This window comes from Streptococcus sp. S1, assembly GCF_034137685.1.
In the GTDB taxonomy this organism is placed as follows: domain Bacteria; phylum Bacillota; class Bacilli; order Lactobacillales; family Streptococcaceae; genus Streptococcus; species Streptococcus dentalis.
In genome coordinates this window covers 1583021-1597290 of sequence record NZ_CP139418.1, presented here as the reverse complement: position 1 = coordinate 1597290, position 14270 = coordinate 1583021, and the positions used below count along the sequence as shown (strand labels likewise).

16 protein-coding genes and 1 other annotated feature are annotated in these 14270 nt (G+C 40.1%); of the genes, 15 read left to right on the top strand and 1 reads right to left on the bottom strand.

Annotation, left to right across the window (positions count from 1 at the left end):
- The 3 genes from SM121_RS07835 to SM121_RS07825 all read left to right on the top strand — a co-directional run bounded on the left by SM121_RS07835 (window position 1) and on the right by SM121_RS07825 (window position 4844).
- The gene (locus SM121_RS07835; protein ID WP_155125739.1) at window positions 1-1749 is read left to right on the top strand and encodes a rhamnan synthesis F family protein; all 1749 of its coding nucleotides are present in this window, start codon (window positions 1-3) and stop codon (window positions 1747-1749) included.
- A complete protein-coding gene (locus SM121_RS07830; RefSeq protein ID WP_320910795.1) occupies window positions 1749-4274 on the top strand; it encodes an LTA synthase family protein in 2526 nt (841 codons plus the stop codon). The genes SM121_RS07835 and SM121_RS07830 overlap by 1 nt, the downstream gene beginning before the upstream one ends.
- Before the next feature lie 93 nt (window positions 4275-4367).
- Window positions 4368-4844: an EbsA family protein gene (locus SM121_RS07825; RefSeq protein ID WP_003003650.1), complete on the top strand. Its 477-nt coding sequence runs from the start codon at window positions 4368-4370 to the stop codon at window positions 4842-4844.
- 9 nt (window positions 4845-4853) lie between these two features.
- Here SM121_RS07825 and SM121_RS07820 read toward each other — a convergent pair whose 3' ends face one another.
- Window positions 4854-5054, bottom strand: coding sequence for a ferredoxin (locus SM121_RS07820; protein ID WP_320910794.1), 201 nt, complete (start codon window positions 5052-5054; stop codon window positions 4854-4856).
- Between the two features lie 45 nt (window positions 5055-5099).
- Here SM121_RS07820 and SM121_RS07815 point away from each other — a divergent pair, with 45 nt between their 5' ends.
- The 12 genes from SM121_RS07815 (at window position 5100) to spxR (ending at window position 14250) form a co-directional block, all read left to right on the top strand.
- Window positions 5100-5555 carry an SAG1386/EF1546 family surface-associated protein gene (locus SM121_RS07815; RefSeq protein WP_003003714.1) on the top strand — a complete coding sequence of 152 codons (456 nt, stop codon included), beginning with the start codon at window positions 5100-5102 and terminating at the stop codon, window positions 5553-5555.
- 14 nt (window positions 5556-5569) lie between these two features.
- Window positions 5570-6250 carry a (d)CMP kinase gene (cmk, locus tag SM121_RS07810; RefSeq protein WP_320910793.1) on the top strand — a complete coding sequence of 227 codons (681 nt, stop codon included), beginning with the start codon at window positions 5570-5572 and terminating at the stop codon, window positions 6248-6250.
- Between the two features lie 23 nt (window positions 6251-6273).
- Window positions 6274-6402 (top strand) — a sequence feature (ribosomal protein L20 leader region).
- Window positions 6403-6418: 16 nt separating this feature from the next.
- Window positions 6419-6949, top strand: coding sequence for a translation initiation factor IF-3 (infC, locus tag SM121_RS07805; protein WP_003003721.1), 531 nt, complete (start codon window positions 6419-6421; stop codon window positions 6947-6949).
- Between the two features lie 33 nt (window positions 6950-6982).
- Window positions 6983-7183 carry a 50S ribosomal protein L35 gene (gene rpmI, locus SM121_RS07800; RefSeq protein WP_003003453.1) on the top strand — a complete coding sequence of 67 codons (201 nt, stop codon included), beginning with the start codon at window positions 6983-6985 and terminating at the stop codon, window positions 7181-7183.
- Between the two features lie 49 nt (window positions 7184-7232).
- The gene (gene rplT, locus SM121_RS07795) at window positions 7233-7592 is read left to right on the top strand and encodes a 50S ribosomal protein L20 (RefSeq protein ID WP_005590588.1); all 360 of its coding nucleotides are present in this window, start codon (window positions 7233-7235) and stop codon (window positions 7590-7592) included.
- Window positions 7593-7696: 104 nt separating this feature from the next.
- Window positions 7697-8164 carry a deoxycytidylate deaminase gene (locus SM121_RS07790; RefSeq protein WP_003003232.1) on the top strand — a complete coding sequence of 156 codons (468 nt, stop codon included), beginning with the start codon at window positions 7697-7699 and terminating at the stop codon, window positions 8162-8164.
- Between the two features lie 170 nt (window positions 8165-8334).
- On the top strand, window positions 8335-8775 hold the full coding sequence (locus tag SM121_RS07785; protein WP_151379015.1) for a hypothetical protein: 441 nt from the start codon (window positions 8335-8337) through the stop codon (window positions 8773-8775).
- A 134-nt stretch (window positions 8776-8909) separates the two neighbouring features.
- The gene (locus SM121_RS07780) at window positions 8910-9341 is read left to right on the top strand and encodes a hypothetical protein (protein WP_003003750.1); all 432 of its coding nucleotides are present in this window, start codon (window positions 8910-8912) and stop codon (window positions 9339-9341) included.
- Window positions 9342-9730: 389 nt separating this feature from the next.
- Window positions 9731-10921: a methionine adenosyltransferase gene (metK, locus tag SM121_RS07775; protein WP_320910792.1), complete on the top strand. Its 1191-nt coding sequence runs from the start codon at window positions 9731-9733 to the stop codon at window positions 10919-10921.
- 191 nt (window positions 10922-11112) lie between these two features.
- Window positions 11113-12372 (top strand): UDP-N-acetylglucosamine 1-carboxyvinyltransferase, encoded by a 1260-nt coding sequence (locus SM121_RS07770; protein WP_003003362.1) that lies wholly within the window; start codon window positions 11113-11115, stop codon window positions 12370-12372.
- A 56-nt stretch (window positions 12373-12428) separates the two neighbouring features.
- Complete coding sequence (locus tag SM121_RS07765; RefSeq protein ID WP_151379012.1) at window positions 12429-12980, top strand: GNAT family N-acetyltransferase; 552 nt, start codon at window positions 12429-12431, stop codon at window positions 12978-12980.
- Window positions 12973-14250, top strand: coding sequence for a CBS-HotDog domain-containing transcription factor SpxR (spxR, locus tag SM121_RS07760; protein ID WP_320910791.1), 1278 nt, complete (start codon window positions 12973-12975; stop codon window positions 14248-14250). The genes SM121_RS07765 and spxR overlap by 8 nt, the downstream gene beginning before the upstream one ends.
- The last annotated feature ends 20 nt before the right edge of the window (window positions 14251-14270 follow it).

Below are 14270 nucleotides of genomic sequence, written 5' to 3'. Positions count from 1 at the left end.
ATGCAACGTTTACTTTTATATGTTCACTACAATAAGTTTAATTTTATTAGTGGGCATGTACTCTATCAATTAGAAAAGATTCGCCCCTTGTATTCACGGGTGGTCTTTATCTCCAATAGTCAGCTACCAGAAGATGTGAAGTCTAATTTAGTAGCACAGCATCTGGTAGACGATATTCTAGAGCGCCAAAATAGTGGCTTTGACTTTGCGGCTTGGCGGGATGGAATGAAGACAGTTGGCTTTGACCAACTGGCTCATTTTGATTCGGTTACCCTCATGAATGATACCTGTTTTGGACCGCTTTGGGATCTAGACCCCATTTATCAGCAGTTTGAACATGATGATGAAGTGGATTTCTGGGGAATGACCAATTACCGGAAAGACAAGGATTTTAACGAGCATATTCAGAGTTATTATCTCAGTTTTAAAAAACAGGTGTTGACATCAAGCGCCTTCCTAGAATTTTGGCAGGGTGTTCAAGACTTCACCAATGTTCAAGATGTGATTGATCACTACGAGACCAAGGTCACAACGAATTTCTTGGATGCTGGTTTTCGCTATAAGACGGTCTTTGATACCATTCATGAAGACACCATAGGGATGCTCTATCCGGACTTTTCTTACTACAATCCTACAGCGATTCTCCTTCATAAGGTTCCTTTCATCAAAGTCAAAACTATTGCAAATAATGAAGGAATCATTCCTTACATTTTTGATGAATTGGAACGTATATCGGACTATCCATTAGATTTGATTCTCAACCACATGTCTATGATTGATCGTCCGGACTATCCGTATTTGTTATCGCGTAAGTACTTGAAAAACAAAGAATTGGAAGAGAATTTCGATAGAAAAGTTGCGGTTCATCTCCATGTCTTTTATGTGGACCTCTTGGAAGAATTTCTAGATGCTTTCCAAACTTTTCATTTCACCTATGACTTATGGATTACGACAGATGTAGAAGAGAAGAAGCAGGCTATTGAGAAAATTCTTTCTCATCGAGCACAAGATACCACGGTTGTGGTGACTGGAAACATTGGACGAGATGTGTTGCCAATGCTGCTCTTAAAAGAGCAACTCTCCCAATATGATTATGTTGGCCATTTCCATACCAAAAAATCTAAAGAAGCAGATTTTTGGGCAGGTGAATCTTGGCGCAAAGAATTGATTGAGATGCTAGTGAAGCCAGCGGATCAAATCCTTGCCAACATGGAAGCCAATCCAAAAGTCGGAATCACTATCGCAGATATTCCAACTTTCTTCCGTTACAATCGAATAGTGGTTGCCTGGAATGAAGCTCTTATTTCACCAGAGATGAACAAGCTCTGGGAACAGATGAATGCTACCAAGACAATTGATTTCAAGAATCTCAATACCTTTGTCATGAGCTATGGGACCTTTGTTTGGTTTAAATATGATGCTTTGAAACCACTCTTTGATTTGAATTTGACAGCAGCAGATGTCCCGGCTGAACCTCTTCCTCAAAATTCGATCCTTCATGCGATCGAACGTTTGTTGATCTATATTGCTTGGGATCAAAAGTACGACTTTAGAATCTCCCAAAACCCACATGTTCTCACACCATTTATTGATAATAAGCAATTGAACAATCGCGAAGATCTTCAACCCCATACCTTTGTAGACTTTAATCAAATCGGTGGGATCAAAGGAGCCTTGAAGTATATCGTAATCGGTCCAGCAAGAGCTGTGAAATATATAGTAAAAAGAATGATAAAGAAAGTGAAATAATGAAACGGAAAGAAGAGTTTAATATTAAGGAATTTATCCTCTCAGTTTTATCGAAAGTCTCAAGAACCCAGTGGTATTATGTGATTACTTTCGTTCTATTTTCTTTTTTTAATTTTTATCTAGCCCAGAATAATCTTGCTGTTCACAACAAGGCAACTGGTACAGTCTTACAATATGTCAATTTTTTAGGAATTTTATTTGGAATAAGTTTCCTACTATTAGTTTCAATATTATCCCAGTTCAATTTTAAAAAATGGTTTCCATTCAAACTGGTTGTCAGTTATTTGGTTTACAATACTCTATCTTATTTGACGGAAATCACGATCTATTTGAATAATCCAAAATACAAGGTTTGGAATTTTGATCAGAATCCATTCTTTAGAACGGATTCCTACCTTTTTGTTTTCCTTCTGTTTGCTTCTACAGGTGGTTTGGTTCTATTGCGACAGCATTATGATAAGCTCCCTAGTCGGAAAAAAGGAGGAGAAGAGATAGGCGAGAACTACCAGTATCTGGTTTTGTCACAACTCTTGATCACTTTTATCGTAACAGATAAAAATTTTTCTACCCTTATTTACAGGACGGATAATTTTTTGTATAAGGCGTTTGAAATTGGCAAATACTCAGCCCAACAATTCTGGTTGACGAATGAATTCTTATACTTTCTATTCCCGTTGATTTCCTTACTTGGATTCTTGTATACAAAAGGGCAGCGAGATTTTGTCAAGAACAAACCGAGTTTCTCTTTAGTGTTCTTCTCTAGTACCACTATTGCAATCGTATTGAATTATTTTATCCAATTTAGTTTAGGTCGAACAGAACCCTTCTTAGGCGTTCATTACACGATTCCAGATGCCATCATATTTCAAATTCTCATTCTGACAGCGATCCTCATCTTAGTTTATTTTTGTATCAATCAATATTGGATCGCTACCTGTCTCATTTCCATTGTTTCCATAGCTTTTGTGGTTGCTAATTCCATTAAGTTTGGAATGAGGAATGAACCAGTTTTACCGAGTGATTTAACTTGGCTAAGTAAACCAATGACCCTTTTGAGTTTTGTGGACAAAGCGCAAATGTTTTACATCCTTTTATTGGTGGTCTTTCTGGTTTGTCTACTAATTGTTGGGAAAAAGTACCTGTTCAAGGGAAGAATTATTTCCTCATGGAAAATTCAAATTGTAGCTATCGCTATGATGCTCTTGTGTTTTAAGAGTGTCAATGGAATATTCAGTGATAAAGAAAACGGTAAAATCAAGGCCAATGTACCAATTATTAGCACCCTGAACAATTATCAGGATATTAATTGGCTAGGCAATACGACCAATGCACGTTATAAGGGCTTGTCCTATGTTTGGATGAATCAATTAACAACAGAAGTTATTCTAAAACCGGATGGTTATTCAAAAGAACGTCTTGAAAAGATAGTCAAAAAATATACTAATTTGTCGAATGAGATCAATAAGGAGAGAAGTAACTACTTAAACGATCAAACAGTCATCTATATACTGAGTGAAAGCTTTTCTGATCCTAGAAAAGTTGAGGGAGTAGAACTGACGCAAAATCCAATTCCAAATATTGAGAATATCATGAAGACCCATACGAGTGGGCAAATGCAATCGGATGGTTATGGGGGTGGAACTGCAAATATGGAGTTCCAGACTCTGACAGGTTTACCTTTCTACAATTTATCGCAAACTGTATCTGTCTTGTATACGGAAGTCCTTCCTAAGATCCATGATGTGCCATCTATCAGTAATGCATACTCGAAACAGAATAAGGTTGCTGTTCACTTGGCAGGTAAATCGAATTATTCTCGGGATATTGTGTATTCGCGGTTAGATTTCAAAGATTTCATTACGACCAATACAAAAGGGATCAAATATAGAAATGAAGGAATCAGTCCGAGTGATGAATCCACTTATAATATTGTTCTAGATAATTTAAACGACAAAACCGGACAATTCTTTTCTGTAATGACCATGCAAAATCATACACCGTGGTTGGAAGCAAATCCAGAATCTTTGGATGGTAAAGGTAAAGGGTTTAGTGATGAAGAAAATTCAAAACTAACCTTTTACAGTCGCTTGCTTTCACAAACAGACACCGCTACCCAATCCTTCCTGGAAAGTCTTTCTAAAATAGATAAGAAGATCACAGTGGTATTTTATGGGGATCACTTGCCAGGACTTTATCCTGAGTCCGCCTTTAAGAATAATCCGGAGAGCCAGTATCAGACAGATTACTTCATTTGGAGTAATTTTGATGCTCCAAAATTGAATTATCCTTTGGTCAATTCAAGTGATTTCTCTGCTATGGTCTTTGAACAGACCAATTCAAAAGTTTCGCCTTACTATGCTTTGTTAACAGAAGTATTGAAAAAAGCAAGTGTCGATAAAAAGGCTTTAGAAGGAGAAGCGTTAGAGATTGCGGATGATTTAAAAATGGTTGAATACGACCTGATTAGTGGGAAAGGTTACCTATCTAAAGACTTTTTTAAAGTTCCAACTAACCGATCAAATTAAAAGGAGGCTAGCAGGTAAAAATCTTTGTGTTTTTAGCTGTCTAGCTCCCTTTTTTTTGTTTTTTATGCTAAACTATTAGATGGGGGTACGCTCATGATTAAGATATTTGGAAAGGTCCATTATCATTGGCAACCGGACTTATCAATACTTGTGACTTATTGGTCCATTGCCGTGATTCCGGTCTTTATTGGACTGGCCTTGATGTATGAGAGCTCTAGTGTGCCAACGCTAGTTTTGTTTTCGTTCTTTTTATTTATGGTCTTGCTCGCGATTGGAGTTCATCGTTACTTCACGATCTATGAAGACGGGATCTTGCGGATTATTACAGCTAATCCTTTTACTCCAATCAAGGTGAAGATTGACTCGATCGAAAAGGTCGAAGTAAATAAGAAATCAATCAAGCTCATTTTTAATGACGGTTCGCGAAGTCGGACATTCTGTATGCGCAAATGGCCGAAAAAATACTTTATCAATGCACTTGCCTTAAATCCTTATTTTAAGGGAGAAGTAATCCTGACGGATAACTTCATCCATGTGGATTACTACGAGATGTATTATGCAGACAAATAAAAAGCCCTCTTAATCTTTTAAGAGAGCACGAGTGGGGCATTCTTTAATAGCCTCGAGAACATCGTTTGTGACAGGGACTTCCTTTTCAAGGAGGTTGTCCTCTTCAGCAGCAAATTTAACGATGCCATTGTCATGGTAATCAAATAATTCAGAATAGGTCTGACAGAGACCGCAAGCGATGCAACGATCTGGAATTAACGTAACTTTCATACTTCTATTGTAATGATTTTTACGAGAAAAAACAAGGAGGAAGTCATGGCAAAAGAACCATGGGAAGAAGATATTTACGATGATGGAGAAGAAACATTGAAAAGAACGAGTAAGTTAAACGGAATTAAGGCAGATCGTCTATTGACGATTTTAGCCATTATTTTCTTTGTAGTAGTAGTGGCGATGGTCTGCTTGTTGATTTTCCTTTCAACAGGTGGCAGCAACAAATCCAAACAAATGTCTGGATTCTATAATGGTGAGACCAAGGTTGAACAGAAATCATCCGCCCCTGCGGCAAAGAACAAACAAGAAGCTACCGAGGACAGTTCGAAAAATGAAAACTCTGAAGAAGGAACGATTACTGTTCAAGCAGGAGAAGGGGAAGCAGCTATTGCAGCGCGTGCCGGCATTTCCATTGCTCAATTGGAACAGTTAAATCCATCTCACATGTCTACAGGATCATGGTATGCCAATCCTGGTGATGTCGTTAAGATTCAGTAGGAGTTGAGCACAGCATGAAACAAATTCAAATTGCTATTGATGGACCGGCTTCTAGTGGAAAGTCAACGGTTGCGAAGATCATTGCTAAGGATCTAGACTATACGTATCTAGATACGGGGGCTATGTATCGTGCAGCGACTTATCTAGCTTTGCAAAATAAATTGACAGCCGAACAGGTTGATGACTTGTTAGACCTTTTAGATCAGTATCCGATTAGTTTTGGTCGTTCGGAAGACGGAGAACAGCTCGTTTTTGTAGCAGATGTGGATATTACCCACCCGATTCGCGATAACCAAGTGACCAATAATGTCTCATGGGTTGCAGCACTTGCACCAGTCCGTGAAAAACTTGTCGCTCTACAGCAAGAGATTGCAGCAGAAGGTGGCATTGTTATGGATGGTCGTGATATTGGGACAGTTGTCCTTCCACATGCAGAATTAAAGATCTTTTTGGTTGCTTCTGTGGAGGAGAGGGCAAAACGTCGCTATAATGAAAATGTTGAGAAGGGCATTACAGCGGATCTTGAATTGCTGAAAAAAGAAATCGCTGAGCGGGACTATAAGGACAGCCACCGTGCCGTGTCTCCTTTGAAACCTGCAGCTGATGCCATTCATTATGATACGACGGGTGTTGGAATTGCAGACGTTGTTGCCTTTATTGAAGAAAAAGCAAAAAAACTTCTTGACAAAGAATAAAAAACTTGATATTATATAAAAGTTGAGAAAAGCAGAAGTGAGAACTTCTCGCCTTGTGACGCAAGTTGCCTGGCCCCTACGGATCAAGTTTCAGTAATGAAATACATCATGTAGTTCGGGCCTGTTTTGCAGGCTCGTTCTTTGTTTTTCTCGAATAATAAAAAAGAGGTGAAAACCATAGCAAAGCAAGACTTATTCATCAATGATGAAATTCGTGTACGTGAAGTTCGCTTAATCGGTCTTGAAGGTGAGCAATTGGGTATCAAACCACTTAGCGAAGCGCAAGCACTTGCGGACGATGCTAATGTTGACTTGGTTCTCATTCAACCTCAAGCTAAACCTCCTGTTGCGAAAATTATGGACTACGGTAAGTTCAAATTTGAGTACCAGAAGAAGCAAAAAGAACAACGCAAAAAACAAAGCGTTGTGACCGTGAAAGAAGTTCGTTTGAGCCCAGTGATTGACAAGGGTGATTTCGATACAAAACTTCGCAATGCTCGCAAATTCCTTGAAAAAGGAAATAAAGTGAAGGTATCCATTCGCTTTAAGGGTCGTATGATTACCCACAAAGAGATTGGTGCTAAAGTTTTAGCCGACTTCGCTGAAGCGACACAAGATGTGGCGATCATCGAACAACGAGCTAAGATGGATGGACGTCAAATGTTCATGCAATTGGCGCCAGCAACTGACAAGAAATAATCTGTCAGAAAGTTAAAAAAAGGAGAAAATATCATGCCAAAACAAAAAACACACCGCGCATCAGCTAAACGTTTCAAACGTACAGGTTCTGGTGGACTTAAACGTTTCCGTGCTTACACTTCTCACCGTTTCCACGGAAAAACTAAGAAACAACGTCGTCATCTTCGTAAAGCATCTATGGTGCATGCAGGAGATTTCAAACGTATCAAAGCAATGCTTACTCGCTTGAAATAATCGCGTATTTGTAAGTAAAGAATTCTAGGAAATATTGGAGGAAATATAAATGGCACGTGTTAAAGGTGGCGTTGTATCACGCAAACGTCGTAAACGTATTCTTAAATTAGCTAAAGGTTACTATGGAGCTAAACATATCTTGTTCCGTACTGCAAAAGAACAAGTAATGAACTCTTACTACTATGCATACCGTGACCGTCGTCAAAAGAAACGTGACTTCCGTAAATTGTGGATCACACGTATCAATGCGGCAGCTCGTTTGAATGGACTTTCATACTCACAATTGATGCATGGTTTGAAATTGGCTGAGATCGAAGTTAACCGTAAAATGCTTGCTGACTTGGCTGTTAACGATGCAGCAGCTTTCACAGCTCTTGCAGATGCAGCGAAAGCAAAACTTGCTAAATAATATTTATAAGACTGGGAAGGTTTTCTCAGTCTTTTTTTCTTGTTGATTTCATGCTATAATGAAAATAATCGTAAGCAATATGAGGAGAGATGGAGGATACAAAGGTGCCACACAATCGACTAGCATGGGATGAATATTTTGCAGCACAGGCCTTACTGATTTCGAATCGAGCGACCTGTAATCGCGCTAAGGTAGGGGCCGTTCTGGTTAAGGATAATAAGGTCATTGCAACGGGTTATAATGGGTCCGTTTCTGGGACAGATCATTGTCTAGAGGATGGCTGCCTCATGGTCGAGGGACATTGTGTCCGGACGATTCATGCGGAAGTCAATGCGATTTTGCAAGGAGCTGAACGTGGAATTCCCAAGGGCTTTACAGCTTATGTGACGCATTTTCCTTGTCTCAATTGTACCAAGCAATTGCTTCAAGTCGGTTGCAAGAGAGTGGTATACATTCATCAGTATCGGATCGATGAATATGCTGAGTATCTTTACCGTGAAAAAGAAGTAGAACTGGTCAATTTACCAATTGAAGAAGTGAAACGAGCTATTGCAGAGGCTGATTTTATTTAGGGAAGCTTCCAGTCTATTTCATGATATGTTAGCAATCTAATTGAAAACCTGTTCAAATTAATGTTTAAGAGATAGCATTGAATAGATGGCTATCATGAAAAGAATAATGGAATCAAGAATAATGGTGTTAAAGGAAAAACATAAAAATATAAGAAAGGAAGGAGAAAGTGATGACAAACCAAGAGAAACATTTTGAGGAAAATAAAGAACATAGTAAGTTAAGTGAAGATTATCCCAATTCTGTATCTGTTCAGAATCCTCCAAAAGAAAATAGCTTACATTCTATTCTTCTTTCAGCGACATTTTACTTATCCATTATCTATCTTGTATTGTTTGTCTTTTACTTTGCACCTTGGGGTTATGGTTGGGGATTTGTCGTTTTGATTTTCCTTGGTCCAAACTTATTAAGTCTTGCGATTGGGGCCTTTCTAATTCGACTAGGGATGAAGAAGGGGAATAAAAGCCTTCTCTATGCGAGTGTTGGACTCTATCTGCTGTCTATCATCTTGGCTTTTGATCCGGACTGGGAAATATTTCGAATTGCTCCCTTATGTTTAGGTATTTTGGATTTAATCGGAACACTCCTGGTTAAAGAAGAGAAAAGCTCTTAATCAAAAAATGGGTATGGTCAACTCTACTCAATAAAAAGTATTCGGGTCGATCAAAGAGACAGTTAAATCAGTTCTTCCGCTCTATTTTAGGCGCTATTATTTGAAAGAATAACTAAAAATGTTAGGAGAAAGTTATGACAGATCAACAAAAAAATCCTGAAGTAGATAAAGAAAATGAGGCATATGCTTCAGATGAAAGTCTTTTTCCGAACAATGAAATGAAGCCAGAGAAGAGAGTTGGGACTTCTGCAATACTTTCTTTTGCCTTGTTCATAGCCATTGCTTATACAGTTTTACTTTTATTAGGTCTCTTTTCAATGGGAGCGTGGGCTGGTGGCTTTTTGTACTTTTTGGGAATCCATATGATTAGCTTTGTTATTGCAACTATCCTCTTGTGGAATGGAAAAGCAAAGGGCAATAAAACAACTCTTTATATAGCAGCAGCTATTTATGTTTTTTCATTTATTGCTGCGGGTGATCCGGATTGGGTGATTAATCATATACCACCGCTTGTGGTAGGAGTGCTGGTATTGATTGGAACTGTGTTGTTTAAAAATGGAGAGTGACTAGTGTAGATGGGATTGAAGATTTTTATAAATATGTTGTAATTTAACTATGTAATAGCATCCATTGCTGTGCGGTTACCTACTATTTTTGAAGATAAAGAAGTACCGTGTGAGGGTGCTAGATCTTGCCTACTGGACTCGTTAATTGATAGATACCCTATGGGGTATTTTTTGTGAACTTTTTAGGAACTTTGAGAACTATATTCAAGTCGGTATAATTAGGTAGTTTATAGACTAAAAAAACTGATCTAATAGGCTTCTTGCAAAATAATTTTCCATATCATTGGTAATGTGTTATAATGAAGTGTTATATGGTCCCGATAAGGTGATAGTCTTTCTATCAGTACTTTGTAACTCTATAACAATATTTTTTAAGGGGGGACATTTTTATGTCAGAATGTAAATTATTCACGTCTGAATCTGTATCTGAGGGGCATCCAGATAAGATTGCAGACCAAATTTCAGATGCTATCTTGGATGCTATTTTAGAGCAAGATCCAGAAGCACACGTGGCTGCTGAAACAGCTGTTTATACTGGTTCAGTCCATGTCTTTGGTGAGATTTCTACAAATGCTTATGTCGATATTAACCGTGTAGTTCGTGATACGATTGCAGAAATTGGTTATACCAATACAGAGTATGGATTTTCTGCGGAGACGGTAGGAGTACACCCATCTTTGGTGGAACAATCTCCTGATATTGCCCAAGGGGTTAATGAAGCCTTGGAAGTACGTGGAAATGCAGATCAAGATCCACTTGATTTGATTGGAGCTGGAGACCAAGGTCTCATGTTTGGTTTTGCAGTGGATGAAACAGAAGAACTCATGCCATTGCCAATTTCACTCAGCCACAAGTTGGTTCGTCGTTTGGCAGAGCTTCGTAAGTCTGGTGAAATCAGCTATCTTCGTCCAGATGCGAAATCTCAAGTTACGGTTGAGTACGATGAAAACGACCGCCCTGTGCGCGTGGATACAGTGGTTATTTCAACTCAACACGATTCAGATGTCAGCAATGAACAAATTCATGAAGATGTCATTAACAAGGTTATCAAAGAAGTGATTCCAGCATCTTATCTTGATGATGAGACAAAATTCTTCATCAATCCAACCGGTCGTTTCGTTATCGGTGGACCTCAAGGAGACTCTGGTTTGACAGGTCGTAAGATCATTGTGGATACTTATGGTGGTTATTCACGTCACGGTGGTGGTGCCTTCTCTGGTAAGGATGCGACGAAGGTAGACCGTTCCGCTTCTTATGCAGCTCGCTACATTGCCAAGAATATCGTAGCAGCAGGTCTTGCTAAGAAGGCAGAAGTGCAATTGGCTTATGCGATCGGGGTGGCTCATCCAGTATCTGTTCGTATCGATACCTTTGGTACAAGTACTGTTGCTGAGAGCAAATTAGAGGCAGCAGCGCGTCAAATCTTTGATCTTCGTCCTGCAGGGATTATCCAAATGCTCGACCTCAAGCGTCCAATCTACCGCCAAACAGCAGCATATGGCCATATGGGACGGACAGATATCGACCTTCCATGGGAGCGTTTAGACAAGGTGGAAACCTTGAAAGAAGCTGTAAAATGATTAGTTGAAATGGAAAAGTTAGGGTCAAGATGATCCTAGCTTTTTTTCGTTTTGAAAATTCCTACAGATGGAAAAATAGGGCGATCTGTGGTATAATAGATGCAGTATTTTGAATACGTTGTCCCTTTTATTTCCGTTAAAAAAACGATAGTAAAAGGAAAAAGACTTGAAAGAACTAATAAATTAATAAGATGAAAAAAATTGTAATAAATGGTGGTCGCCCTCTAAAAGGAGAGGTGTCCATTAGTGGTGCAAAAAATAGCGTAGTAGCCCTGATTCCGGCGACCATTCTGGCGGATGATATCGTGACCCTTGACGGAGTACCGGATATCTCCGACGTGGCGAGTCTGATTGAAATCATGACCATCATGGGGGCTAAGATTGAGCGCAATGAAGACAGCTTGATCATTGATCCACGTGGAGTGAAGAATATGCCTATGCCATTTGGAAAGATCAATAGTCTGCGAGCTTCCTATTATTTCTATGGCAGCTTGTTAGGGCGCTATGGTCAAGCAACGGTTGGGCTTCCTGGTGGGTGTGACCTTGGCCCACGTCCGATTGATTTGCATTTGAAGGCCTTTGAAGCGATGGGAGCCACTATGACTATGGATGGCTCTAGTATGAAGCTTGCAACTGAAGGTCGGCCTCTTCAAGGAGCTAACATCTACATGGATACAGTTAGTGTCGGTGCAACGATCAATACGATTTTGGCGGCGGTCAAAGCTAAGGGACGGACAGTGATTGAAAATGCTGCGCGAGAACCCGAGATTATCGATGTGGTGACCTTGCTCAACAACATGGGAGCCCATATTCGGGGAGCAGGGACAGACATTATTATCATTGATGGTGTTCCACAGTTGCATGGAACGAGACATCAGGTGATTCCAGATCGCATCGAAGCTGGAACCTATATTGCCCTTGCAGCTGCTATCGGAGAAGGTATCCAGATCAACAATGTCCTGTATGAGCATTTAGAGAGCTATATTGCCAAGTTAGAGGAAATGGGTGTGCGTATGACCATTTCTGAAGATAGCATCTTTGTAGAAAAGCAGACGGGCTTGAAGGCGATCCAGATCAAAACGTCTCCTTATCCTGGTTTTGCGACTGATTTGCAACAACCGATCACACCTTTACTCTTAACAGCAGCAGGACGTGGTCGAATCGTTGATACGATTTATGAAAAGCGGGTCAACCATGTGCCAGAATTGGCTAAAATGGGGGCCACTATTTCGACCTTGAACGACCACATTATCTATGAAGGGCCAAATCAATTGACAGGATCCAGTGTGAAAGCGACGGATCTTCGAGCTGGTGCGGCTTTAGTGATCGCAGGTCTGATGGCTTCTGGAACAACAGAAATTACAAATGTGGAATACATCCTTCGCGGGTATTCAGATATTATTCATAAATTGACCCAACTTGGAGCAGATATCCAGTTGGTAGAGGAATAGTGACCGAACTAGGGATCTGATAGTGGCGGCTGGATACACGAACAATGGAGTTTGACATGAATATTTGGACGCACTTAGCTGCCTATTCACTAATTGAAACACAAAGGTTGTATTTACGACCTTTTCTCTTTGAGGATGCGGAAGATTTTTATAAGATTGCTTCGAATCCTGATAACCTACAATTTATCTTTCCTGCACAAGCCGATCTTGCTGAAACTCAATATGTACTTGCCAACTATTTCATGAAAAATCCTTTGGGAGTTTGGGCCATCTGTGATAAGGAAACCAATCAGATGGTTGGCTCCATCAAGTTTGAAAAGTTGGATGAAATCAAGGGTGAGGCTGAGTTAGGCTACTTTTTACGCAAAGATTTTTGGGGAAAGGGTCTGATGACAGAAGCGGTCAAAGAGTTGGCCTACCTATCATTTGAAAAATTTCAACTGAAGGAGCTTAAGATTGTCACCCATGTTGAAAATGCAGGGAGTCAAAAGGTCGCTTTAAAGGCTGGTTTTCGTCTCTTTCGTCAATTCAAAGGGAGTGACCGCTATACGCGTAAAATGCGCGATTATTATGATTTCCGCCTAGGTAGAGGGGACTTTTATGAGTAAACACCAAGAGATTTTAGACTATCTCGAAAAATTACCGATTGGGAAACGGGTCAGTGTCCGCAGTATCTCCAATTTTTTGAATGTCAGTGATGGGACAGCCTATCGTGCCATTAAAGAAGCTGAAAATCAAGGAATTGTCGAAACGCGTCCTAGAAGCGGGACCATCCGTGTCAAATCGCAAAAAGCTGTACTAGAGCATTTGACCTATCGGGAAATTTTAGAAATCACTGGTTCTGAAATATTAGCTGGTGAAGAGGGGCTCGAAAAAGAATTTAATAAATTTTACATCGGTGCTATGACAGAAAAGCACGTTCTTGACTATGTGTCTGAAGGTGGGCTTTTGATCGTGGGAGACCGCACTAACATCCAACGATTGGCACTTAAGCATGACAATGCGGTCTTAGTGACAGGTGGCTTTGAGGTCAGTGAGGATGTGATCGATCTGGCCAATCAGGTACAAATCCCAGTAATCCGAACTTCACACGATACCTATACCGTCGCGACCATGATCAATAAGGCCTTGTCTAACATGCAGATCAAGACGGATATCTTGACAGTGGAACAGGTCTATCGGCCCTTCCATGAGTATGGTTATCTTTCTGAGACGGATACGGTCCGGGATTATTTAGATTTGGTTCGAAAGAATCGCTTTAGTCGTTTTCCGGTTGTCAATCAGCACCAGATGGTAGTGGGCGTCGTAACCATGAGAGATGCTGGAGATAAGGCGCCTCAGACGACCCTTGATAAGGTGATGTCACGGACCATTTTTACCACTAATTTGTCCACCAGCATTGCGACGATTAGCCAACGGATGATCGCTGAAGATTATGAAATGATTCCTGTTGTTCGTAATAACCAGACCTTGCTGGGTGTTATTACGCGTCGGGATGTCATGGATCGGATTAGCAAGGTGCAGTTTTCGAGCTTACCAACCTTTAGTGAGCAGATTGGTCAAAAGATTCAAACAGAGAACGACCATTACCAATTCACAGTGGAGCCAAGTATGCTGGAGAAAAGCGGTGTTTTGGCCAATGGGGTGATGATCGAAGTGCTGATGAAGGTTGTTCGCAAGATGATGCAACACAGTGGGCGTAGCTTGATTGTCGAACAGTTAATCATCAATTTTTTACAGGCCGTACAGATGGATGATGTGATCCGCATTGAACCACAGCTTGTTCAGCGAACCAGACGTTCGGCCTTGGTTGATTTTAGCTTGTATTTAGATCTGCAGCTAGTCGCAAAAGCAACCATTACGATTAAGATTAATTAAACAAAAGAAATGAGGAGACA

Bases quoted from the DNA above. Each gene is read 5' to 3' on its own strand.
- SM121_RS07835 (WP_155125739.1), top strand. From the start codon at position 1: ATGCAACGTTTACTTTTATATGTTCACTACAATAAGTTTAATTTTATT.
- SM121_RS07830 (WP_320910795.1), top strand. From the start codon at position 1,749: ATGAAACGGAAAGAAGAGTTTAATATTAAGGAATTTATCCTCTCAGTT.
- SM121_RS07825 (WP_003003650.1), top strand. From the start codon at position 4,368: ATGATTAAGATATTTGGAAAGGTCCATTATCATTGGCAACCGGACTTA.
- SM121_RS07820 (WP_320910794.1), bottom strand. From the start codon at position 5,054: ATGAAAGTTACGTTAATTCCAGATCGTTGCATCGCTTGCGGTCTCTGT.
- SM121_RS07815 (WP_003003714.1), top strand. From the start codon at position 5,100: ATGGCAAAAGAACCATGGGAAGAAGATATTTACGATGATGGAGAAGAA.
- cmk (WP_320910793.1), top strand. From the start codon at position 5,570: ATGAAACAAATTCAAATTGCTATTGATGGACCGGCTTCTAGTGGAAAG.
- rpmI (WP_003003453.1), top strand. From the start codon at position 6,983: ATGCCAAAACAAAAAACACACCGCGCATCAGCTAAACGTTTCAAACGT.
- rplT (WP_005590588.1), top strand. From the start codon at position 7,233: ATGGCACGTGTTAAAGGTGGCGTTGTATCACGCAAACGTCGTAAACGT.
- SM121_RS07785 (WP_151379015.1), top strand. From the start codon at position 8,335: ATGACAAACCAAGAGAAACATTTTGAGGAAAATAAAGAACATAGTAAG.
- SM121_RS07780 (WP_003003750.1), top strand. From the start codon at position 8,910: ATGACAGATCAACAAAAAAATCCTGAAGTAGATAAAGAAAATGAGGCA.
- metK (WP_320910792.1), top strand. From the start codon at position 9,731: ATGTCAGAATGTAAATTATTCACGTCTGAATCTGTATCTGAGGGGCAT.
- SM121_RS07770 (WP_003003362.1), top strand. From the start codon at position 11,113: ATGAAAAAAATTGTAATAAATGGTGGTCGCCCTCTAAAAGGAGAGGTG.
- SM121_RS07765 (WP_151379012.1), top strand. From the start codon at position 12,429: ATGAATATTTGGACGCACTTAGCTGCCTATTCACTAATTGAAACACAA.
- spxR (WP_320910791.1), top strand. From the start codon at position 12,973: ATGAGTAAACACCAAGAGATTTTAGACTATCTCGAAAAATTACCGATT.